This window comes from Rhodococcus sp. G6(2025) (genome assembly GCF_058628105.1).
This window is the reverse complement of the sequence record NZ_CP179753.1, coordinates 148,929-170,498: the sequence shown is the minus strand read 5'-3', so window position 1 is coordinate 170,498 and position 21,570 is coordinate 148,929. Positions and strand designations below refer to the sequence as shown.

At 66.5% G+C, this 21,570-nt stretch carries 21 protein-coding genes; 7 read left to right on the top strand and 14 right to left on the bottom strand.

The annotated features are described in order from the left end of the window. Positions 1-845 precede the first annotated feature (845 nt). Both ACLIVD_RS43690 and ACLIVD_RS43685 read right to left on the bottom strand, forming a co-directional pair. Positions 846-1,505: a DUF6308 family protein gene (locus tag ACLIVD_RS43690; protein ID WP_491933878.1), complete on the bottom strand. Its 660-nt coding sequence runs from the start codon at positions 1,503-1,505 to the stop codon at positions 846-848. Positions 1,506-1,561: 56 nt separating this feature from the next. Further along, complete coding sequence (locus ACLIVD_RS43685) at positions 1,562-1,834, bottom strand: hypothetical protein (protein WP_491933877.1); 273 nt, start codon at positions 1,832-1,834, stop codon at positions 1,562-1,564. A gap of 122 nt (positions 1,835-1,956) precedes the next feature. On the opposite strand from ACLIVD_RS43685, the gene ACLIVD_RS43680 reads away from it, so the two are divergent. Beyond that, entirely contained in the window at positions 1,957-2,685 is a 729-nt protein-coding gene (locus tag ACLIVD_RS43680) for a hypothetical protein (RefSeq protein ID WP_491933876.1), read from the top strand. A gap of 64 nt (positions 2,686-2,749) precedes the next feature. Here the strand turns inward: ACLIVD_RS43680 and ACLIVD_RS43675 are convergent, their stop codons facing one another. The 12 genes from ACLIVD_RS43675 to ACLIVD_RS43620 form a co-directional block, all read right to left on the bottom strand. Continuing rightward, positions 2,750-3,187: a helix-turn-helix domain-containing protein gene (locus ACLIVD_RS43675; RefSeq protein WP_491933875.1), complete on the bottom strand. Its 438-nt coding sequence runs from the start codon at positions 3,185-3,187 to the stop codon at positions 2,750-2,752. 96 nt (positions 3,188-3,283) lie between these two features. Continuing rightward, positions 3,284-3,487 (bottom strand): hypothetical protein, encoded by a 204-nt coding sequence (locus ACLIVD_RS43670; RefSeq protein WP_491933874.1) that lies wholly within the window; start codon positions 3,485-3,487, stop codon positions 3,284-3,286. Positions 3,488-3,637: 150 nt separating this feature from the next. Next, the gene (locus tag ACLIVD_RS43665; protein WP_491933873.1) at positions 3,638-3,910 is read right to left on the bottom strand and encodes a hypothetical protein; all 273 of its coding nucleotides are present in this window, start codon (positions 3,908-3,910) and stop codon (positions 3,638-3,640) included. Positions 3,911-3,969: 59 nt separating this feature from the next. Further along, on the bottom strand, positions 3,970-4,131 hold the full coding sequence (locus tag ACLIVD_RS43660) for a hypothetical protein (protein WP_491933872.1): 162 nt from the start codon (positions 4,129-4,131) through the stop codon (positions 3,970-3,972). Between the two features lie 68 nt (positions 4,132-4,199). Continuing rightward, positions 4,200-4,772 carry a hypothetical protein gene (locus ACLIVD_RS43655; protein ID WP_491933871.1) on the bottom strand — a complete coding sequence of 191 codons (573 nt, stop codon included), beginning with the start codon at positions 4,770-4,772 and terminating at the stop codon, positions 4,200-4,202. 244 nt (positions 4,773-5,016) lie between these two features. Then, positions 5,017-5,547 carry a hypothetical protein gene (locus tag ACLIVD_RS43650; protein ID WP_491933870.1) on the bottom strand — a complete coding sequence of 177 codons (531 nt, stop codon included), beginning with the start codon at positions 5,545-5,547 and terminating at the stop codon, positions 5,017-5,019. A gap of 44 nt (positions 5,548-5,591) precedes the next feature. Then, the gene (locus ACLIVD_RS43645; RefSeq protein ID WP_241032103.1) at positions 5,592-6,119 is read right to left on the bottom strand and encodes a DUF8176 domain-containing protein; all 528 of its coding nucleotides are present in this window, start codon (positions 6,117-6,119) and stop codon (positions 5,592-5,594) included. A gap of 213 nt (positions 6,120-6,332) precedes the next feature. Further along, the gene (locus tag ACLIVD_RS43640; RefSeq protein WP_206004840.1) at positions 6,333-7,568 is read right to left on the bottom strand and encodes an insoluble domain protein; all 1,236 of its coding nucleotides are present in this window, start codon (positions 7,566-7,568) and stop codon (positions 6,333-6,335) included. Positions 7,569-7,677: 109 nt separating this feature from the next. Next, positions 7,678-9,090: a CpaE/TadZ family protein gene (locus tag ACLIVD_RS43635; protein ID WP_206004839.1), complete on the bottom strand. Its 1,413-nt coding sequence runs from the start codon at positions 9,088-9,090 to the stop codon at positions 7,678-7,680. A gap of 2 nt (positions 9,091-9,092) precedes the next feature. Beyond that, positions 9,093-9,443, bottom strand: a complete 351-nt coding sequence (locus ACLIVD_RS43630) for a hypothetical protein (RefSeq protein WP_206004838.1) — start codon at positions 9,441-9,443, stop codon at positions 9,093-9,095. Between the two features lie 46 nt (positions 9,444-9,489). Beyond that, positions 9,490-9,675 carry a hypothetical protein gene (locus ACLIVD_RS43625; RefSeq protein ID WP_206004837.1) on the bottom strand — a complete coding sequence of 62 codons (186 nt, stop codon included), beginning with the start codon at positions 9,673-9,675 and terminating at the stop codon, positions 9,490-9,492. A 33-nt stretch (positions 9,676-9,708) separates the two neighbouring features. Further along, complete coding sequence (locus ACLIVD_RS43620; protein WP_206004836.1) at positions 9,709-11,832, bottom strand: FtsK/SpoIIIE domain-containing protein; 2,124 nt, start codon at positions 11,830-11,832, stop codon at positions 9,709-9,711. A gap of 1,282 nt (positions 11,833-13,114) precedes the next feature. Here ACLIVD_RS43620 and ACLIVD_RS43615 point away from each other — a divergent pair. Genes ACLIVD_RS43615 through ACLIVD_RS43590 form a run of 6 tightly spaced genes read left to right on the top strand, consistent with a single transcriptional unit; the run spans position 13,115 to position 21,533 of the window. Beyond that, complete coding sequence (locus tag ACLIVD_RS43615; RefSeq protein ID WP_206004835.1) at positions 13,115-13,435, top strand: hypothetical protein; 321 nt, start codon at positions 13,115-13,117, stop codon at positions 13,433-13,435. A gap of 44 nt (positions 13,436-13,479) precedes the next feature. Beyond that, entirely contained in the window at positions 13,480-13,875 is a 396-nt protein-coding gene (locus tag ACLIVD_RS43610; protein ID WP_206004834.1) for a hypothetical protein, read from the top strand. Then, positions 13,872-16,925, top strand: coding sequence for an ATP-binding protein (locus ACLIVD_RS43605; protein ID WP_206004833.1), 3,054 nt, complete (start codon positions 13,872-13,874; stop codon positions 16,923-16,925). The genes ACLIVD_RS43610 and ACLIVD_RS43605 overlap by 4 nt, the downstream gene beginning before the upstream one ends. Next, positions 16,922-19,111 carry a PrsW family intramembrane metalloprotease gene (locus ACLIVD_RS43600; RefSeq protein WP_420854997.1) on the top strand — a complete coding sequence of 730 codons (2,190 nt, stop codon included), beginning with the start codon at positions 16,922-16,924 and terminating at the stop codon, positions 19,109-19,111. Before ACLIVD_RS43605 ends, ACLIVD_RS43600 begins: the two co-directional genes overlap by 4 nt. Further along, positions 19,111-19,950 carry a hypothetical protein gene (locus tag ACLIVD_RS43595; RefSeq protein WP_206004832.1) on the top strand — a complete coding sequence of 280 codons (840 nt, stop codon included), beginning with the start codon at positions 19,111-19,113 and terminating at the stop codon, positions 19,948-19,950. Before ACLIVD_RS43600 ends, ACLIVD_RS43595 begins: the two co-directional genes overlap by 1 nt. After that, positions 19,947-21,533: a peptidoglycan DD-metalloendopeptidase family protein gene (locus tag ACLIVD_RS43590; protein ID WP_206004831.1), complete on the top strand. Its 1,587-nt coding sequence runs from the start codon at positions 19,947-19,949 to the stop codon at positions 21,531-21,533. Before ACLIVD_RS43595 ends, ACLIVD_RS43590 begins: the two co-directional genes overlap by 4 nt. Positions 21,534-21,570: the final 37 nt, after the last annotated feature.

Below are 21,570 nucleotides of genomic sequence, written 5' to 3'. Positions count from 1 at the left end.
CCCCGGTGCTCCGCACCGGGAGACGGAGCGAGTCGCTTCGCTCCCCGCCAGGGAGCCGCTGCGCGGCTCGCAGTGGGCCAATACCCGTTGCCGTCGATCGAGTCGCTTCGCTCCTCTGCATTTCCAAGATTAGGCTATCACCAGCACATTTAATCGGAACGTTCGACCCGGTCCCCCACACCCCAACGAAGCTGGGGAGGCGGGGGCACGTGCCCGACCCGCCGCCCGCTCGCCTTCCCGCACCACTCGATGTCATACCCACAGCATACCACCCACCCACACCACGATCCGAACAGTTGAAAATCGAGTATTCGTCACACTTGTTGTTCTGCAACATATTACGAACCTTACAATCTCACGTTTGTGCACAACACACGTAAACATTTATCTACCAACTTATTACTCAAACACGTTGATAATCAATACTTTTCAAACCGCCTCCAAATCGGGCGAAACGGCTCTTCGCGCTCGACGGCACCCCCCGCACCCGGGTGCCGGCACTCCCCCCAACACGGTCGCCGGCAACCCCCATATCACAAACCGGGGACATGTCATCACACCAGGTCACAGCACTATTACGCGTCGATCCGCTCAGTAACCCTCCCACTGCACAGGACCCTCAGAATGAACAACAGGGAAGTCAGCAGCGGTTCGCGTCGCTCGCGGCGACGCCCAAGAAGGAGTGCGTCATCGTATTCGAGAGATTCTCCGATCAAGCCCGCCAAGTGGTCGTCCTCGCCGCCGGCGTCGCCCGCACCCACCACCAGAACCCCGACTCCACCGGTGTCGCCTCGTCCACGTCATCCATCATCACCCGCGCCAATGACGGTTCACCGCGGGACGTGTCATCTCTCCTGGTCAGCACGCTGCCCCAGGCCCCGGTTCTTACCGTCCATCCACGCAATCACATCGAAGACCCGCAACGCCGACACCTCCTCCGGCAGCCCGGCCGCCGCCCGGATCCTCAGCAACCGCCCGTACAACGCCCCGTCGTCGGCACGCAACGCCTCCCGCACCGGATTCAAGTGGGCACGTGCAGTACCCAAAACCCCCATCACCACCGAATCCCAAATCGGATACAACCGAGGACGTTTACAAGCAATCAACTTCGTCGCCTTCGTCCGGCCGATCCCCGGCAACGCCCACAAGGCCGTTTCCAGGTCCCAGGCAGGCCACCCCGGGCCGAGCGGGTCCGGTTCGTCAACCAGGTCCCGATCCGGTCCCACCGCCCGCAGAAGAGCGTTCAGCGCCTCCGCATCGGTATCCAGGATCACCCGCGCCGCCCTCGGTGGGACCTGCACGGACAGGAAGGTCACCGCCACCAGATCGTCGGCGGTGAACCGGTCCGCCTCCCCCACCCGATCACCGGTGCTCGACCACGAGTCGAAGTACGCGCCGACGAAGGCGCCGTCGCCCAGATACGGGCAACCGTAGTACCGGGTCAGGGCCGCGATCGCCGCAGCATCCGAATCCGTCGCAAGAGTGGTGGGCAGCCGGAAAGTCATACCCAGCACCCTCTCACCCCCACGCGCCGGCGGCCGGGAACGGGCTGGGATGGTCGCTACACGCCGGGGCCGGGGCCCCGATCAGTATCGACCGCGGCGCTGCCACCGGCGGTCTCCGGCAGGAGCGTGCGTGCCTTCACCGCCAAATCCGGCAGCCCCAGCGCGTCGAGCCAATCCCCGTACGCCCGCGCCGGGGTCGCCAGAGCCAACTCCTCGTCCACCAGCACCACCGGGCTGGTGGAATACGCGACCCGGACCACGAACCGGGCCACCTCGTCGGCCGTCAGAATCTGCCCGAGCAGCGGCCTGGTCGCTGCATTCACGGTCATCGCATCTCCCCCATCGTCTGAGCTGACTGGACGTTGTGTGGACAGTATCGCGTTGCGGGCGTAGCCCTTCAGCCATCACAAAGGGGCGTGTCATCTACCCAGCTCAGTGATAGAAATGCGCAGTGATCGATGCGCACGAGAGACGGCCTGAAGGCGAATCCTCCACCACTCGATTCTTCGACGGCATCGTCCGCTGGAAGACCGCGAACCCGCCGCCCCGACCCCGAGTGCGTGCCGCGGCGCGTCTGCAGATCGGCCACTTCCGGCGCCCGCACCAGGCTCGCTGGTGGGAAGCCCTGGCACTGACAGGGCTCCTCGCCGCCGTAGTCGCGGTCGCGGCGGCGATGGCCACCGCCGCGCTCGAGGACGTCCCCGCGCTCCTGGTCCCGCTCGTGGCGATCGCACTCATACCGGCCGGAATAGTCGTGTACGCCGTCTACGCGCTGCAACTGGTGATTGGATCCCGCGCCTACCCCATCACCCGATGGCGGCACCGGTGTCGGGTGATGTGGCTGACGAACGGCACTCACACAGTCGGGGCAGCGCTCACCGTCTACGCCCGCCGGGGCGGCGCGGTGACCTTCCACAACCACTTCCGATGGCCCGCAACCACACCCCAGCAGCCGGCCCTCGCACGCCGGCTACGGCTCGAACTACTGACCCTCGCCGCCGAGACCGGCCAAGTCGTCATCACGTTCACCACAGATGAACGCATCGCCACCAGGTACAGCAGGGACGGGTGGCGGGAACCCACCCCCGCCGAACGTCACCGGTACACGATCCCGACAACGACGAATCGACACGACGAGCTCACGCGCTGGGATCTGCTCTTCGATCCCCGCGACGAATAATGCACCACCACCCTCACTGCCTCGAGAGCCGAACTCGTTACCCGAGACAGCCAGCCGTCGGCGGCTATGCGCCCCGGCGGGCGCGGGCGCCCTCGACCACAGACCGCTGCAGCACCCAGGTACCGCCGACACGGGTAGCCGGCAGCACCTTGCCCTTGATCGCCTTCAGCACGCCCTGACGGGTCATTCCGAGGTCGTCGGCGGCCTCCTGCACCGACACCAGCGGCGGGAGTGCCATGGCGTCGGTGAGGCGGTCGAAATCGGCGGTGCTCAGCACCCGCAGCGACCGCAACGCCCACGGGTAGGTCCCCAGCACCGCCAGCGCCGTCGACGTGGCCTGGCGCACCGATTCGGCGGGGATGGTGAACACGACCTCGGCGTGGCCGAGTTCCGAGCGCGCTGCCCCGCCGCTGTACTCGGCGATCGGGCCGAGCAGTGCGGCGGCGTTTTCCTCGCCGAACGTCGCGTCCAGCTCGGCGACGACGTTGTATGACTCTGTCATTGGTCTGAATCCTTTCCTGTGTTTGTCGGTGGTGTCAGGTTTGGGACAATGCAACTCGGGCCGGGGGTGGTATCAGCACCCCCGGCCCTTGTCAGATCAGCGCCGTGGCGGCCACTGGAACCCTGCTCGCTTCAGATACGAGAGCGTGTTCCTAAAAGATCGCGGGTCGCTCGCCGAGCTCGAGAAGGTCGTGATGAGCTCCCCGTCCTTGTAGACCATCGGGTGGCCGTTCTTCGCCGTGCGAATCACGAATCCTGCCTCCTTCAGGGCCTTGAGGACCGCTTTGGTGTCCTTGTCCAATCCTGTCACCTCCGTTTCTTTTTGACAACTAAATACTACATCTTGGGTTGTCGATTGACAACTCAAGATGTAGTCGTGTCGCTGACCTGGGGATTCAGTCGAGGCGGTCGGGGTGACGTAAGTCGCCGCACCACACCCGCTTACGGCGGGCTATCGACTTTCGGTGAGGCGGTAGCCGTTCCCAGCGGCAGTGGTGTGGAGTCGGTCGATGTTGATGCTGACGACGCGATCAGGCGCGGTGACCGCGCCGGTGTCGGTGTCGCGTGCCTGGACGACTGTGCAGACCGCGACCGCACCGAGGGGGCCGGCGTCATCGAGGCCGTCGATGCGCAGGGTGCGGACAACGGTGCGGTGGGGATCGTCGGCCCAGAGCTGGCCGGTGCGGATCTCGTCTCCGTGGCGGTTGGTCTTCGTGTCGGTCACGGGTTCTCCTCGGGGGCTGGTGCGCCTCGCCGGGCGGCGAGACGTGGTGGACACGGTGGTCAGGCGGCGCCGTTTCGGGTGGTGCGGGTGCCGTCGAGGATGGCGATGGCGGCCCCGTCTGCGTCGTGTACGTCGCGTATGCCGGTGTAGGGCACGCGATCGGTCCAGCTGCCGCCGATGATCGAGGGGATGGTCACGGACTTGGCGTTGACCTTGAGCACCTCGTGCCACGTGCGGCGGTCATCTGGCGATGCCCTTCTTGGTAGGCGATGGAACCTGAGGGTTCTGGTCAGCGGAGGAACCGGTACACCGAGCGCGCGGTCCGTGCGCCGGGGACCTTTTTCACGGCGTAGCGGCTGGCCACCGTGGCGGCGCGCTTGCCGTAGACCGCGCCACGGGACGGCCGAACGGGAGCGCGGCGGACGGGAGCCCCCGCCGTGGCGGCGGGTTCGCGAGAAGTGGTCAGTTCGTTTTCCCATTCGGCGAAGTGGTCGATCGGGGACGTCTCGTCACGGCGGGTGTTCTTCTCGTCGTCGGCCGGGGTCGACCGCTGGCGGCGACGTCGGCCGGCACGGGCGGCGACCGGATCGAGAACGCGCAGCGGGGTGCGGGCGATGAGGGCGTGAGCGGCGCGGGAGCGCCATGCGCCGGCCTTGAAGGCAGTGAGCATGTGTCCGATGAGCCACAGCACCGCACCGATCGCGAGAAGGCCGAGGCGGTCGAGGATCGGGCCGCCGAGTGCGATGGAGGCCAGGGCGGTGACCATCATGAGCACGCCGCCGAATCGGGCGAGCGGTGCACCGACGGCCCAGAGGACCAGCGCGGCGAGTGCGATATGAGCGGCGAGACCGATCAGCGACATTCCAATTCCCTTCCGTGGCCGTTTTCGACAAACATAACTTTACAATGTGACATTGCTATGTTGCAAGTGTCGAGGTGGCACGTGGTCGCTCCGGGCCGAATGGGACGTGCCATCTCCGCAGGTCAGTCCGGTAAACAAGGCCACAGAAATAGGCCCCTCCCCCGAGGAGGGGTAGGGGCTTCCTTTTCTGCGGTCTACCGCGTCACATCTCTGAGGATTCGGTGGGACGTGTCATATCATCAGGTCAGCGGCAGTCGATGTGGACGGACAGGTGGACCCGTGCCGAGCCGGCCGGTGAGTTCCAGCCCTGTGGGGCGTCAGCGGTGGCCGAGATATCGACCTCGTCTGGCTGGGACCAGTCAATCGACTGGGCGATGTCGAGGTACCTGGTGGTGGCGTCGACGTCGGTTCGGGCGAGGCCCTGGTCGACGTTCTCGATGGCGAGTATCTGAGAGCCGCTGCTGGCGTGAATCTTCCATCCATGCGGGGCGGTGATGTCGACTGCGAGTGCGTCTCCGCTTCCGTAGCACCGAGCCTCGAGCTGGTCGGGGCGTGGCGTGGTGATCTCGGTGTCCGAGTGGTCATCTCCCCAGCCGATGATGATGCTGCCCAGATCGGTGCTGGCATCGGTGACGATCACTCCGCTGGTCGAGGCTGAGACCGCCGCGGCCAGGCGGCCCTCGTCGCCTCCGCAGGCGGTCAGTGCGGCGACGGCGCCGCCGGCAAGAGCGGCAGCGGCAGCTGCCCGGCGGCGCCGTCTGTGGGACAGAGTCATCGGTTTGTGGTTCCTTTCGGTGGCCATGTCGCCCGGTGGGCGGGTTACTTGAAGACGTCGACGAACCAGCGGCCATCGGTCTGCTGGGTAGTGACGGTCTGGGTACCGCGGTCCACCGGCTGTCCGGGCTTCATCAGGGAGAGGTCGACCAGGTAGACCCCGTCGGACAGCTTCATCGTGCGGATGCAGTAGTTGGTACCGACCGGCACAGCGTCGATGAACTTTTGCAACTCGGGCGCGGGCTGCACCGAAGAAGTAGGCGTCGCAAGCGCTCGCGCGGCTTCCCCATTGCGCTGGATGTAGTACGCGTGGTTGAACGCTGCGATGACGCCCGCACCGCTCTTCTGGTCACCGCGATCGGCGCGGCATTCGCCGTCCCCCGTGGTCTCCGGTTCCTCGGCCCTTTCAGGTTCGGGCAGGTTGAGCGTGGGCAGTCCGTTCTCGTCGGTCGGGGCGGCGGCCGTCATCGCAGCCTGAGTTGGATCGGGGTTATCCTCGCGCATCTGGTCGTTCGCGACCACCACGGCCACAACGATGGCGGCGGCCATGCCAATTGCGGCTGCGGTCTTCACGTATAGGCGGCGACCATCGGAAGGGCCATGCGTTCTCCGGGCTGCCGTTGATAGTGGCTTGACCAGCCCCTCGGACACCGCACCAGTGGTGCGGGTGCCTGAGGGGACGTCGCCGGTGGGTGTACCACCGAGAAGGTCGATTACGGCGGGATGCTGTGAGGACTTACGTCCGAGGGTCGGCCTCTTCATGGTGTTGCACCCACTTTCTCGGGATCAGTTGCCGCGCACGACGCCGCCGCCGACGGCGTTCGCCAGCAGGTTCCCCGCCAGACCCGGCGTGGCGTCGTTGAAGAACGAATTGAGGGTGCCCTCGACCTGCTCGATCACCTGTTGCCCTCCGGGCTGGGCCGAGGCGAAGTCGCGCGCCTGTTGGTCGATCGCCGGCGCGGACTCGACTGTGTCCTGCACGGCCGACGCCGCAGCCTGTCCGATCGGGCCGGAGTTCTCCCAGTCGGTGAGCACCGTCTCGGTCTGCGCGGTCACTGCCTCCTGGTCGATGTCCGGGACTTCGACCTCGTGCGGTTCGCCCTTGTCACCCGCCGCGAGCGGGGTCACCGCGGCCACTGCGATCCCGCCGCCGACCAGGGCGCCCGCGGCCGCGGCCGGGATACCCGCTGCTGCGGCACCGATACCCGCGCCCGCGGCGGTGCCGATGACGCCGACTGGCACCCATCCGATTCCGGGGAGGAAGACGGTGCCCGCGGTCATTCCGGCGATGCCGCCGATGGTGCCGCCGACCAGAGCACCTGCTGTGGCGGCTGTTGCGCCTGCGGTGAGGGCACCGACTGTCGCCCCTGCTGCCCCGGCACCGACTTGGGCGGCGGCGATCCGGTCAGCTCGGTCGGTCTCGACACCCATCGATCGCCAGGCCGTCGACACCCCTGATTCGACTACCGCGAAGGTGTTGTTGGTGCGGTCCTTGTCCTCGTCGGTGATCCAGTTCGGCTGCTTGATGTGCATTTCACCGATCCGGAGGGTGTCGCGTGGAGCGATGATCGGAGCGGTCGGCGCGACGGCGGTCGGCAGGTGCAACTCCTGCACCCGGACCGGTGCGACGTAGTAGTCGTCCGGCGTGATGTACGAGTCGTTTTCGTAGTCGTAATTCGGCAACGCTCGCCATTCGATGTTCTCGTAGGCGGCGGGCGGGGCGACCCAGTACTCCGGCTCCGCCGGGGCCTCCGGGACGTACGCGGGCTCGATCTGGGGTGTCGGTGTGGAGGTGGTGGTTCCGCCCTGAGTGTCGGCTCCGGTCACACCTTCCTGGTTGCTTCCACCGGTGACACCTCCCTGGATCGGCTCGGCGATCGCGGACGGCGACAGGGCGATACCGGAGGCCAGCGCCGCCGTGGCTACCGCCAGTGCAGTGGCCGCGTGCGTGGCATTGGCTCGACGGTGCCGGCCACCTGCGCGGCGCGCGGCCCGATTACCGGCGGGGATCTGGTTGCTCATCTCGAATGTGCCTTTCAGCTGGGATCGGCCCGCATGAGACCGGTGAACGCGATGTGGGTCGGAGAGTCCTCGGAGTGACGTCCGGCTCGGGACTGGCCGGACCAACGCATCAGCCAGCGGCATGGCCCATCAGGCCGATGGCGGTCGCGGCGAGTACGGTCAGCGCGTCTTGGGTCGGACGGCGCAACTGAGGCAACGCGATGCGCTTGCCGCCGGCGAAACGTGGCTCGTACGGCATCCGACATACCGGTACCGCCAGGTTGCTGAACCGCTCAACGATGTCGTGTTCGTCTGCCGGGATGTCTCCGGGGCCGTCGGTGATCACGATGACTGTTCGGCTCAACAGGTCGGGCCGGACGGCGGCGAGGGCCTTGAGTGTGCGTTGTGCACCGATGGCGGCGTCAGTGCGGATCGGCACCGGGATGAGCGCCACATGCGCGGCGCCGGCCACCCACTGCCAACTGTCTGCGAGGATCGAGTTCCCGGTGTCGGCGACGATCAGGTCCCGGTGCTGACTGAGGACCATTCCGAGCGCCTGCGCCTGGTCGTACCCGAGGGGTGTGGCCGCACCGCCGATCACGACATCTGCCCCGCTCGGTTGCTGGGTCAGGTACTGCCTCAGCATCGTCGGCCGGACATCGGTTGCCGCGGGGGTGATCTCCGCCAGCAAGTCGAGCACATCCGAGCCATGAGCGGGCGGCACCGTCACCCGATCGGAGAAGCTGCCGCCGACCTCTCCGAGGTCGGCGCATACAACGCGGCGGGAGCCGCGATAGGTGGCAATGGTATCGGTCAGCGCAATCGACAGAGGCGTCTTCCCGACACCACCTTTGACCTGCATGACACCGATCAGCGCACGGTCCGGCAGCGGGCCCGCGATGATGGTCTGGGCATCGCGCAGCCGCATCTCCAATGAGGCTTCCTTCGGTACCAGTTTCAGCCCGAGCGCTGCGTTCAGCCGGCCTCGCAGGCCGAGCCGTGCCGGATCGCTTGCCACGGGCGAGGCCGGCGCCGCCACCAGATCCACCAGTGCCTCCAGTGGGCCGGTGACGGCCTCTTCCGCTCCCTGGTGCTGCGGCGTGCGAGAACGGCTCTGCGTGGCGCCCCCCTGCCGCCGATTGGGGGCCGGCGTCTGCAGCTGCGGGGGGACCGCCGGCTGGGATTGATAAATGATGGATTCGGCTGCCACGACCACGGGCCCCGTCGGTGGTACGGAGGAGTTCGCCGCCCGTGCCGGTGGGGGTGCCGTGGGCGCACCGGTGGGGATTGGTGTGCTGGGCGCGCGTGGCTCCACCTTCCCGTTCGGGAGGACGGTCAGGTGGCGGCTGTTCTCGCCCTTTCGATACACGACCTCCAGACCGACGTTCTGGTCCTTGGCGACTGAGTGCAGGAACCTGTGCACCACGGCTTCGAGCGTCTCGGTTTCGGTCGCTTGCAGGTCCACCGGGTCCACAGCAGCGGAGGCAAGGATCGCGCGGGCGGTCGTTTCGGAGGTGATCTCGACATCGATGGTCGGCGACATCTTTAGTTGATCCCGCTGAAGGCGTTGGCGCCGGACAACTCGGTGTCCATCTCGTCAACGATCGATTGTGTGCGGTCGAGAGCCGCGAGCGCCTTGTCGCGGGCCTCGCCTTCGGGCAGTGCCTCGTACACCGCGCGGCGTTTGTCGACCGCGTCTTTGATCTCAATCAAGCGGTCGCGGGTCAGCTCCTGCGTCTCGCTGAGCTTGGCCAGCCATCCGGGCACGGAATCCTTGAGATACCCGCGAAGCTCGGTGATCACCGGATCGCTGGCACCTTTGGTGACGAACGGGCTGCGCAACGCGCTGATGTCCTCGGCGGTCGGAGTGATCGACTGGGAGATGCGGCGGCTCATGGTGTGTCCTCTCGGGTTGGTTGTGTATCCGGTGGAGCAGTGGAAATCAGTCGCCGCAATGGGCGTTGTGGATGGATGCCTGGCTGACGATTGAGAGCGGTCCGAAAGAACCGCCGATTGTCGATCCGAGTAGTCCTGCAGCCGCAGCGATCGACCCGATGGCCGGTCGGGGCATGCGTGGTTTGGGCTGCTGCTCCGGGGCGGTGGAATCGGTGTCGGTGTAGTCGGTCATCGAGATTCCTTTCCTGGGGTGGGGAGAGGTGTTTCAGACAGTCGCGGGGAGCCGGTCGGGTGCCGGGAGGAATACGACGTCGGTGGGGCCGTAGTGGACGTTGGTCTTGACTCGTCCGCCGGTGTTGATGGACAACGTTGTTTCGAGGACGTCGCCGGTTCCCTTGTCGCGGATGACAGTGACCGCCTCGACGGTGACGGGAACTTCGCTGCCCTGGCCATCGTCGATGAGCACTGCCATGCCTTCGGTGACAGCGGAGGCCGGGATTGCGTCGGCAACATCGTCATCGTCGGTGGCTGCGCTCTGACCGATCGGGCGGTCACCGAGCACGATCGGTTCCAGGACGTCGCCGTGCTCGCGGGCCTGCTTGGCCAGTGCGCGTTCGGATTCGATGAACTCGGCCAGTTCACGCGAGTAGCAGGTGAACTCTGGTGCTTCGAATGGTTGGAGCCCGTCGATGATCGCCTTCTCCGATTCGGACAGCTGGCTCCACTTGTTGGGATGCCGGTCGACGTTCGGGGTCCACCACATCTGTGCGTCGACCGGGCTGCCGTCGGTGCCGAGCGCGATGCCGCGTCCCTTCACCGACGTGTCGACCTCGCGACCGACAGTGGAGTCGCCCCACATCATCAGCGCACCGTCCTGGGAGAGATTTCCGAGGCTCAGGCGCGTGCCGAAGTTGTCACGGGCGTTACCGCTGGCGCCGCCGAACAGCGAGGCGTCCGGACGTTGGACACCGAGCAACAAGCGGATGCCGGCCGAGCGCGCCAGGACGGCGAGGTCAGCCCACGCCCCGAGCGGGTCGAGTTCTTTGAGGAGCTCTCGGGTCTCGTCGTCGCCGGTCTTGGCCAACCGCTGCCACTTGCCAGAGAGGATGAAGAATTCGTCGAGGACCGCGATCATCAGTGGGAGCTGCGAGCCCTCGATCTTCTTGTGGTGAATGTAGGCGTTGCGGGCCATCATCTCGGTGTGCAGCGCGCGCACGAACATTGCTGCGCGGAGCGCGTCGTACACGATCGCGCCGCAGCCGGGGTAACCCTCGAGGCCATCGAGTTCGATCATCTTCGGATCGACCCCAACGAATGGGATGCCACGGCGCGTCGCCTCGGTGAGCAACGTGCGGATGACGGAGGTCTTGCCACCGCCGGTCGGGCCCACGATCAAGCAATGCGGTTTGTTCGAGCTCGTCGACACATCCCAGAACATCGTCAGGTCCGCCGCGCCCGTCGCATACGGCAGGTGCCGCAGGTCCTCGTCGACCAGGGCGAGCGGGTGGTCCACCCGGGTCGGCATCGCAGCCACGAGCCGCATCACCAGGTGCCCCTGCGAGGGGGTCCACTCCGTCGTCCAGGTGCGGCCAGACTCGTGCACGCCGGCAAGAGACGCCAGGGCCTCGTCGACCTTCGCTTGGAAGCCGCGGGCACCGGAGTTCATCGACGGCTCGAACGTGATCTTGAAGCCGGTCTCGACGCCGTTCTCATCGACCGAGTCGACGGTGACCTTCGCGTCCTTGAGGATCGCGCCGGCATCGAGCGCCGCCTGCAGCGCCTTGTGCCGAGAGGAGCGAGTGTCGGGGATGATTTCGGCGCGGGTGACGAGGATTCGATTCTTGTACGCCTCATGCTTGACGCGCACCTCCCATTTTCCGTGTTCGGGGAATGTCTCCTCGATCGCCCGGGTCAGCTCGTCGAACGCCTTGGGCCGGATAACGGTGCCGGGGTGCAGTGTGATCGTCGCCCGGCGGAGTGCCCGTCGTCCGGGAGCCAGTGAAACGGTGACCTTCCGGGGCAGGTGACCGGTGGTCTGACGCACCACGGATTCGAGCATCCGAGTCGACTTGTGCGCGCGGTAGCGGGACACGTCGACAACGCACAGTGGGACAGCTACAGCGGCCAGGGGCCACTGATAGCCGTGCAGCTGGGTGAGCACGGCCGTCACGGTCTCGTTCCCGTCGATGGTCGGCAGCAACCGTGGCGCGTACACCGCCGCGGCAGCGCCAGCGACGGCGACCGGTGAGGTGGGGGTGAAGCGGCCGATGCGCGTCGGGTTGCCGTCCGAATCGACCTGCTTACCTCCGCGCGCGGTGGCAGAGTCACCAAAAATCTCGCGATACTGCTGAACCACCCAGTCCTTGACCGGGTCACGACTTGCATTCACCGCGGGCTCCTTTCGCACGGTCTGACACCACTGCGGGAGTGATGCGGGAGCACTGTGGCAAAAAGTGCGCTTCGGGTTCAACGGGGTATGTGGATAACTTTCGAGCGGCGCATTCGACGAGCAACTCCTGGCCCATTGGTGCTCCACTCGGGCACCTCACCGCCCCGAACCCTGCAGTCCCTGCACCGCTCATCGAGACCGATTTGTGCCGCGCCCCCAAGCCGTGGCGAGGTAGGCATCGGCAGGAACGCGGTCGCTGTGTCGGCGAGGTTCGACGCGGTATTCGCTGCACGTGGCGGAATAGTGTGAGTGCGCGGTGAACCCACCCGCCACCGCACTCCGAACAGCAGTCGCGTACCGCATCGCAGAGCGCTCGAATGAGCGGTCGAGTTCCGGACGTTTCGACGGTAATCCGACCGCTGCGGCGAACATGTCCGACACCCGACCGAGCACGCGCGAAAAACCTCGATCTGCGAGCGGTACGGACGGGCTCGGTTTGGCGGTCGTAGCGGTCCCGATGTCAGGCGCGGCGGGTCCTCGCAGTGCGCGCTGTACCGCGTCCCGCTGCGCGGTCGAAACAGCATCACTGCAGGCCTGTGACATGGCCGTCACGAAATATGTTGGCGCGGCGCAATTTCTAGTAGTACACTCCCCCTAGGCCCGGAGGGCCGGGGGGAGTGACCCCCGGAGGGGGTGGGGTTTCCCCCCTTTTTCGGACGCTCAATTCGACTGCTGGATTCGACCGCTCGATTCGGACCCCCGATTCGGACGCCCGATCTCCTGCCTTACAGAGCACGCTCTGAATCGGTGCCGCAGCACTCCCATTCGATCCTCATCTCGACGGCGGGAAGGTGCGTGCTTGTCTGCGCCTGAACACGGGTGGTCAGACACCACACTTCAGCGCTGAATTTCGTGTTGTCACGGCCCTGCCGCAGCCGTTCCTCCGTGGGACTCCCACGCACCGCCCCCTCCGGGTCCTGTTGTGCTGCGCTGCGAGCCCCGGATCTCAGGCTGAGCGGATCAAACGCGCACCGAACGACACACGACCCGTCACGGGTCTACACGTGACACCCTCCCGGCCCATACACCCGATGCCCGCGCGCAGCTCGTGCGGGTTTCACCAGATGGCCGAGAGCAAGCACCAACCGATACGCCGACGACCACCGCTGCGCCTTCGAATCGGAAGTTATCCACATACCCCGTTGAAGTCTGCGCGCGATTTTTCTTACGGTCGCCCGCACCAAGTTTCAGGTGCTCGCCAGATTCGACCCGAGGAGAACCCATGTCTCTTGCGTCCACCGCCGTCGACGCCGCACTCGCTTCCCCCGAACACACCTCGATCGGGGGTGACGTTCTTGCTCAGGAAACCGAGGTGAACACCAGCAATCTCAAGGACTGGATCGGCAACAACGTATTCGTCGTGATCTTCCTGCTCGTTGGCTGCGCGATCGCGCTCGGCGCCCTCAAGAGCAACTTCGCCAAGGTGCTGACCATCGGCGGACTGTCTCTCGTCGCGATCACCTTCTTCGTGCTCGCCGGGAGCCAGAGCGCAATGAATGGGCTCGGGGCCTTCGTACTCAGCCTCTTCAACGTCGACGTCTGACGCGTGCTCGTCCTTGTGCACAAATCCTCGAAGGGAGTGAGCGCGTGATCGACAACGACGATCTGCTCTATCGCGTGGACTCGCACTACCTCGGCCCCTCCGGCAGAACGCTCCCGATTCGCATCCGGTACTCCGCCGTCGGGGTGGGTGCCGCGATCTTGGTCACGGTCTTCGTTGCCGCCCGCATGATCGTGCACGTCCCGCTGGGCTTCACCCCGCTGGCGGTGATGGTCACGCTCACCGTCTTTCTCACCACCAAGATCACCCGATACATCAACGCTGACCGTCCCCTACATTCCGTGTTCATCGCGGCGTGGAACGACTTGGTGGCGCCACGGTCGCCGAAGCCCGGACAGACCGTCCTGGCCCCGGTGCCAGCTGCATCACGGCCTGGCGTCCTCGACCTGTCCGCTACCCCTATCGAAGGTGAGAGCCGATGAGTCTGAACAAGGACATTGCCGCCCTGTTCGACCCGAACTTCGACGAGCCGGAACCGCCCGTCGTGCCGCCGGGTGCCCTGCCTCCCTCCTGGGCCGCTGCGATGCGCGGCGCCGCCTCCGCCATCTCGCCGGCAGAACCGGCAACGCCGCACCTGGCCTGGTCTCAGGTCTCCGACGCCGGCATGCCGCCGGGCGAATCACTCAGGGCACCTGCGGCAAGGCCCGCGCCGGCCGAGCCGCCCGCCGGCGAAGAACCCACTGGGCCGCGGCGACGTCGTAAGCGCGGCACGACCTCCGAAGCCGAGTTCGATCGGCAGCGCACCGCGGCGAAGAAGCAGGCCAAACGTGACCGCAAGGCCATCCGGCTCGCCCTGACCGGCGTCGAGGGCAACATCACCCGTACCCGCAGCACCTCGACAGCATGGTTCGTCCAGCCTCCAGGGCCCTGGAATATGAGACCGGTCGGCCGGCAGCGTCAGTACATTCGTAGCGAGGCTTTAGTGTTGGCCAACCTCGCCGAATCCGGTGTGACGACCTTGCATCGGCGAGTAGTTCGTACGCCGTGGCCGGTGCGGCAATGGGCGCAGCAACACGACGCGTGGGCCGAGCCGATCGATGATGTTCCCGGTGCCCTGTCGTGGGCGGACTACCTGCACGGTCACCAGCACGCGATGCTGTGGGACAACCCCACCCTCAAGGGTCGGTACTGGGGCATCGACCTGCCGCCGCGGTCAAGACTCGGACAGGCACTCGACGCCATCGCGCAGATTCTGGGATACGCCCTCGACTGGCCGCTGCTCGGACGTCTGGCTCGGTTGGTGCGCCGATGGGCTGCCAACGCGTTCGTCACTGAGCGGGACACGATGGCCGAGCATCTAGCCACCATCGAACGCCACCTCGCCGGGCAGGGCGTGCGGGCGCGGCCGGCGACACCTGGGCAGATGGACTATCTGCTGCGGCGCTCGGCCACACTCGGATTACCCCTCGATGCGGACGGCGTGCTCGCCGGCGGCGGCGACTGGGAAGCCTCCGACATCCCGGCACTCGAGGACCTCGCTCAGGTCGCGCTCACCCCCGGTGACGGGTACACCACAGTCTCGGGTCTGGTGGACGGTCATGACTACACCGGTTACGCGATCGTGCTGACAGTCGGGCGCATGGCGCCGCTGCCGATCCCCGAGCGGATGTTGCCCTGGCAGGTCATCGGCGACTCATCAGGCGAGCCGATCGAATGGTCCGAACGCATCCGCGTGCACAGCAAGGGCGAAACGCTGCGCAAGATGCGCCGGCTGACCTCGAAGATCGAGGCGCAGTTCGATCACTACACCGTCGAGCACGACGAGTCACCTCCGCAGGAGTTGGCCGAACAGCACACGCGGGCACAACACGTCATCTCCGACATCGAAGAGGACCACTCGGGGCTGTCGGTGCGCACAGAGGGTTACTACCGGCTCCTGGTGGTAGGTGCGTCCCCCGAGGAGGCGAAGAACAAGGTCGCGATGATGCGCGAGATGTACGCCCCACACATCTCTCTCGAACAAGAGCACGGCCAGTACCAGATGCTGCGCGAGTTCATGCCGGGCGAGCGGCTGGCGAATTACGCGCACTGCCGCCGGATGAACGTCGAATCCCTCTCCGCCGGCATGGCGGCCGTGGGAGATCGCCTCGGTGACCGGACCGGGGTGGTGCTCGGCCAGACCGCGAGCATCGCCCCACGACCGGTGATTTGGGATTTGTTTGCCGCGCACTCGAAGAAGGACAAGTCCGGGCTGACTCCGGTCGTCGCCGTCCCCGGCTCCGGCAAGACGTTCCTCGCCGGGGTGACCGTCTATCAGGCGGTGCGTGCCGGCGCCTACGGTGTGGTGCTCGACCCGTCGGGTCCACTCAAGAAGCTCGCGCAACTGCCCGAATTCCGCGGCATCGCAGAAGTTCACGCGCTCACCGGCCGCAGCTCACGGCCCGGGTCGCTCAACCCGTATCGAGTGATCGTCGACCCACGCCGCACCGATCCCGAGTACGACCCGGCCGGCCCCGACTACCTCGACGACCTCGACCCGGCCGCGGCCGCGGCCGCTCAGTACGAAGCGGACATGCGCGCGGCCGCCGCCGAACGAATCTCGGTCGCGGTGTCGGTGCTGAAGATGATGCTCACCCCGGCCCGGCTCGAGCACGAGTGGACCGAGACCGTTCTGCAGACCGCGGCGAACAAGGTCGGCGGCGAACGGCATCACAACTTGCGCGAGGTCCTCGACGCCATCGCCGTGATCGGCGGCGAGGACGAGAACGTAGATCTGCGCACCTGCGCGAGGAGCGTGCACCAGGACCTGGTGATGATGGCGGACCTCGCCGAGGCTCGCGTGCTGTTTCCCGAGGAGGGCACGCGCGGCGAGGTCGACGACGTCGACAGCAGCATCCGGCTGACAGTCCTGACGATGCCCGGACTGCAGCTTCCTCCCGAGCACACCGATCCGTCGCAGTGGACGCCGCAACAGCGGATGGCCGGGCCCTTGATGCACATGGCCGCGTGGCTGGCCAACCGACTTGTCTACGAGCTGCCCCGGCACGTGCGCAAGGTTCTGTTCCTCGACGAGAACAAGTACCTCGAGCAGACCGGCGCCGGTCGCACCCTGAACCAGCGGATCTCTCGCGACTCCCGCAAGTGGTACGTCCGGGCGCTGGTGTGCAGCCAGCTGCCCGATGACTTCCTCGGTGTCGACGGGTCCGACGACAAGTCCGCCTTGTCCTACGAGGTGATCATCGGCGACCTCGGCGGCAACGCCCACGCGATCGAGGGCGGGCTGAAATTGCTGAACCTGCCCCTCGGTGAGGGCTATGAAGACCTGCTGGCCAATCTCGGCAGCGGCGGCGAGGACACCCTCGACGAGGACACCGACACAAGCGACTTCGACCAGGCCCGCCGGTTCGTGATCAAGATGGCCGACGACATCGAACTCGTCCGGTCGGACTGGACGCACTTCACGCACCTGGCGCACGTGTTCGACGCATTGAACTCGCGGGCCACCCGAAGCGCCTTCGGGGGTGCCGCATGATCGGCCCGCTGCGTCCCCCTCTCCCCCGCGTGGCCACCGCTGCTCAGGGAGGTCGACTCCGGCGCTATGTGAGCATCTGGGCGCGGTTTGCGGTCGTGCTGGCGCTGGCACTGGCACCGGTCATCACTCCCGGCGGCCCGATCGCTGCCGCCGACGGGTTCGACTGCAAGGACGTACCTCGCCCAGAGTTCCCCAACGACGTGTTCGAGACGTACTTCGACGCCACCAGCGCCGACCGGACACCGATGCCCGAAGGCGGCGGCCAAGGCTCGACCGGCTACCAGTCCTACGGTTGGGCGGGGCTGAACTGGTCCACCTACGACCTCGGCTGCGGCAACGATCTGGTCCGCGCCCCCGACGCCGTCGGTGACACCGGACTCGGCAACATGTTCATGACCATCGGCAAGTCGCTCGCGGCGGCCGCATTCTGGCTCGACGACCAGACCAAGACAGGCCAGCATGCCGCGGCAGCCGGTGTCGGCTCGGCACTCGAGAACTTCGACCGCATCCTCGACTCCATCGTCACCGGAATGTCCGGCGTATACGGAATCTGGCTCGGACTCGGCCTCACCGCGGCGTCGACGATCATGCTGTGGAAGGCGTTCAAGGCGGACGCCGCGGGGGTCACCAAGACCGCAGGCGTCGCCGCTGCCGCGCTGACATTGGGCGCATTGATGGTCGGGGCGCCGCAGAAGGCGATCGACATCGCCGACGACACCTTCGGGGCGGTGATCACCGAAACCCAGGACGAGATCTTCTCGGTCTCGTTCGGCGACGGCGACGGTGCCGGAACTCTTGCGGGCGGCGAGACCGACCCGCGGAACGTGCTGCTCGACAAAATCTTTCTCGAGGACTGGCGCAAGGGATGGTTCGGCACGAACTACGACCCTCAGGACGCCGCCGGCTTGGGTCCGAAGCTGCGAGATGCACTGGCGTTCAGCTACGTCGAACAGCGAGCGGTCGCCGACGACCCGAACGCACAGAGCGAGCTGGCCGATCAGAAGGCTGACAAGTTCCGCGAGATCGTCGCGTCCCTGGAAAAGGACCACAAGCTCTCCTATCACCAGTTCCAGGGCAAAGAGTCCGGCCGGTCCTCGACCGGATTCATGGCAATGGTCAAACTGGGCCTGCCCTCAATCCTGTGGATCGGCGCATCGCTCCTCAAGCTCACCGCCCTGCTGGCCATCCGGTTGGCGATCCTGTTCGCACCGGTGTGGGTGCCGATCGCCATTGCCCACGGTGGGCTGCTCGCGCGGGCATTCCGGATGCTCGCCTCGGCCTTCCTGTGGGGGGTGGCCGGCGCTGTCATCGTGGCGCTGTACCTGATGATGGTGGTGCAGCTCTACGTCACCAGCAGCGGAGCGGTCGACGGCAGCTGGCGCCTGTGGTTCATGGTCTTGCTGTCCGTCGTGTGCTGGTCAGCGATGCGCCCGTTCAAGCGGATGACGCAGACCTTCACTCAGAACAACGCGAGCATGGTCAACCGCAAGGCCCGCGGCGCCCAGAAGTCGATGAAACGCAAGCTGTTCGAGGCCGGCAGTTTCGTCGCTGGCGGTCCGGCCTCGGCGATCGCCGAGAAGGCCGCGGAGCGGTTCGCCCGACGTGGTGGCCGCGACCTCGACGACAACGACACCTCGATCACCCCGGTACGACCGGAAGGCCGGGGGCTGAACAACCGGCGCCGCCAAGAGCTTGCCGAATCCCGTGCCGGAGCCCGCAAAAACCTGCTCCGCCAGCAACTCGGCCGCGGTGCCCGCTTGGGCTCGGGCAGGAACACCGAGGACCGCGACGCCCGTATCGCAGGGATCGCGGCCATGGCCAGCAGCGATATAGCCAAGAGCCGAAACAAGCTCAGTGACCGCGACACCGACCGCGCCCTGCTGGCCGGTACGTCCGCGTGGCGCCGTCTCGACAAGGACGAAGCCGAGGCCCAGAAGAAGGAACGGCGCGCACGTCGGGAACTGGTCACCGCCTCGGTCGGACAACGCTGGGACGGTGGAAACGGCTCGGCCATCGCGCCGATGCGGGTCTACACCTCCCACCGTGGCACCGCCGCGTCTGGCAGCGCGGTGTCGAACTCGGCGCCGCGCCAGCGCATGCGGAGCCAGCAGTCCCATGCGCGCCTGTGGGACGCCGCTCTCGGTAATCAGTCCACCTCCCCCCGGAACACGGACAGGTACAACTGATGACATCCTCCGGTCCCAACCCCGTCCTCGCGCCGATCCGCCGATGGGTGCTCTACTCACGCACCAACCTGGCAATCACCGTCGTGTCGGCGATCCTGGGACTGTTCCTCATCGGCATGATTTTCGGCGAGCAGAAGCTGGCCACGAACACCGCGAAGACCACCACGGCCGCCGCATCGAGCACCACACCGGCAAAGGTGGAGCCCATCAGCTACGAGCTGACCCCGGTCCGCGAGTCCGCGGTGGCCGGCAAACCGGCAAACAAGGTGGCCGCCACCGCCCCGGCCACCGCGATGGCGTACGCACACGCATACGTCGACGCCACGCCTTCGGATACCAAGTGGACCGAGGTGATCGCCCGATACACCTCCGTCCAACCGGGCGACACCCTGCTGGCCGCACGGCCGCAAACGATGGTGGCCATCACCGGTCCGACGGCCAGCGAACTGATCAACGCAGAAGGTGGCACGCGCAAGGCTGAGGTGACGATCCCGACTCAGGCCGGGCACCTTCGAGTGACGCTCGTCGTCGAGGACACCATCAGCGGCGGGCAGCGATGGGTGGTCGACACTCCCCTGCCCACCCTCGACATGTCCGAGGTGGCGATGCTCGCGCCGGACACCGCTGTGCGGCCTGACCCGAACTTCTCGGCACCAATTCCGAACCCGAGCACTCCGGAACCGGCCCCGACGACCGCGCTCCCTACGACGACTCCGCAGGCCAGCGAGGACACCGACGAGCTCCCGAGCCAGAAGCCGCTTCTCTCGCCCGCCTCGGTCCCGGTCCCCGGACCGATCCCTCTCCCTGAACTCGACACCCCACTCCCTGGGGCGTTGTGACCGTCAGCCGCGCCGCGCGGGCGCTGCTGATGACCGGGTCGATCGCAGTGGTGCTCGGAACATCGGCGTGCTCGTTCGCCGGAATCCCGGTGATCCCGAAGGACCGCTGCACGACCGCTCCGGACGACTCCTCCGGGTCCGACATTCGTGCCGGTCAGGTCGGCCCCCTCGCACCGTCCGGACCGATCCGCATGCCGGTCGAGTCCGGCACCACCGAGTTCACCTCCGGATTCGGTGAACGATGGGGCGCCCAGCACCAGGGTGTCGACCTGGCCGGCCCCGTCGGCACGAAGATCCTCGCCGCGCTCGACGGCATAGTCGTCAAGTCGGGAACTGCCAGCGGATTCGGCCACTGGATCGTCGTCGACAGCAACGTCGAGGGAAAGCCCGTCTCCACGGTCTATGGCCACATGTTCGCGGGCGGACTACATGTGTGGGAAGGCCAGCTGGTGCGCGCCGGTGATCACATCGCCGACATCGGAAACGACGGCGGGAGCACCGGTCCGCATCTGCACTTCGAGTACTGGGAAGGCGGCCGACTGCAGGGCGGCACCGCAGTCGATCCGCAAACCAAGCTCGGTGATCTGAACGCACAGACCGGCGGCGCTCCCGCAGCCCCGCACAACGGCGACAACGTGCAGCTCGCCGCCGCATCCCGATCGACAGCGGACTGCGCCGGTTTCGGCATCGCCGGTGCCGGCGAGCTGGCCTCCGGCATCGTTCCGTCTGAGTTCGAGGAACCGATCCGCAGGGCCGGCGGCGTGTGCCCGGAGATCGACTCCCCGCTGATCGCCGCGCAGCTCGAGCAGGAGAACGGATTCCGTTGGGGCGCGGGCGCACCGGTCTCATCCACTGGAGCGATGGGCCCGGCCCAGTTCATGCCCGGAACTTGGGCGACGTGGGGTAAGGACTACGACGGGGACGGCAAGGCCGATCCGAACTCGATCGGTGACGCGGTGCTCTCCCAAGCCCACTTCATGTGCGCGCTTCACCAAAACGTCTCCGGCATGATCGGCGCAGGCAAGGCCACCGGGGACCCGGTCGAGCTGACGCTCGCCGCGTACAACGCCGGCCCCGGCGCAGTGCAGCAGTACGGCGGCATCCCTCCGTACCCCGAAACCCAGCACTACGTTCCCAAGATCATGACGGCCCGGGCAAGGTTCACGAACCCGAACTCGACCGGACGGTTCATTCCCGGCCAGTCGGCCAATGGCGGACAGGTCGTCAACGCGGCCCGCGAATACCTCGGCACCCCGTACGTGTGGGGTGGCGGCGGTACCGGCGGCCCGTCCGGTGGCGGGTTCGATTGCTCAGGTTTGACCAGCTACGCCGTGTTCGCCGCCAGCGGAGGCAAGACCACGCTCCCCCGCACCTCGGAGCAGCAGTGGACGGTCGGTGTCGAGATCCCGATCAACGACGCTCAACCCGGCGATCTCGTCTTCGGCTCGTGGGGCCCGGATGGTCCCGGCCATGTCGGCATCTTTGCTGGCAACGGCCAGATGGTTCACGCCCCGACCACCGGCGATGTCGTCAGAGAGGCACCGTTGTTGCAGTCGGGGATGAAGGCCCGACGGATGACCTAACCAGGGGACGTGTCGTCTATGCGGGTCAAGCCACATT

Coding starts and splice junctions, on each gene's coding strand:
- ACLIVD_RS43690 (WP_491933878.1), bottom strand. CDS start 1,505: ATGACTTTCCGGCTGCCCACCACTCTTGCGACGGATTCGGATGCTGCG.
- ACLIVD_RS43685 (WP_491933877.1), bottom strand. CDS start 1,834: ATGACCGTGAATGCAGCGACCAGGCCGCTGCTCGGGCAGATTCTGACG.
- ACLIVD_RS43675 (WP_491933875.1), bottom strand. CDS start 3,187: ATGACAGAGTCATACAACGTCGTCGCCGAGCTGGACGCGACGTTCGGC.
- ACLIVD_RS43655 (WP_491933871.1), bottom strand. CDS start 4,772: ATGTCGCTGATCGGTCTCGCCGCTCATATCGCACTCGCCGCGCTGGTC.
- ACLIVD_RS43650 (WP_491933870.1), bottom strand. CDS start 5,547: ATGACTCTGTCCCACAGACGGCGCCGCCGGGCAGCTGCCGCTGCCGCT.
- ACLIVD_RS43640 (WP_206004840.1), bottom strand. CDS start 7,568: ATGAGCAACCAGATCCCCGCCGGTAATCGGGCCGCGCGCCGCGCAGGT.
- ACLIVD_RS43635 (WP_206004839.1), bottom strand. CDS start 9,090: ATGTCGCCGACCATCGATGTCGAGATCACCTCCGAAACGACCGCCCGC.
- ACLIVD_RS43630 (WP_206004838.1), bottom strand. CDS start 9,443: ATGAGCCGCCGCATCTCCCAGTCGATCACTCCGACCGCCGAGGACATC.
- ACLIVD_RS43625 (WP_206004837.1), bottom strand. CDS start 9,675: ATGACCGACTACACCGACACCGATTCCACCGCCCCGGAGCAGCAGCCC.
- ACLIVD_RS43615 (WP_206004835.1), top strand. CDS start 13,115: ATGTCTCTTGCGTCCACCGCCGTCGACGCCGCACTCGCTTCCCCCGAA.
- ACLIVD_RS43605 (WP_206004833.1), top strand. CDS start 13,872: ATGAGTCTGAACAAGGACATTGCCGCCCTGTTCGACCCGAACTTCGAC.
- ACLIVD_RS43600 (WP_420854997.1), top strand. CDS start 16,922: ATGATCGGCCCGCTGCGTCCCCCTCTCCCCCGCGTGGCCACCGCTGCT.
- ACLIVD_RS43595 (WP_206004832.1), top strand. CDS start 19,111: ATGACATCCTCCGGTCCCAACCCCGTCCTCGCGCCGATCCGCCGATGG.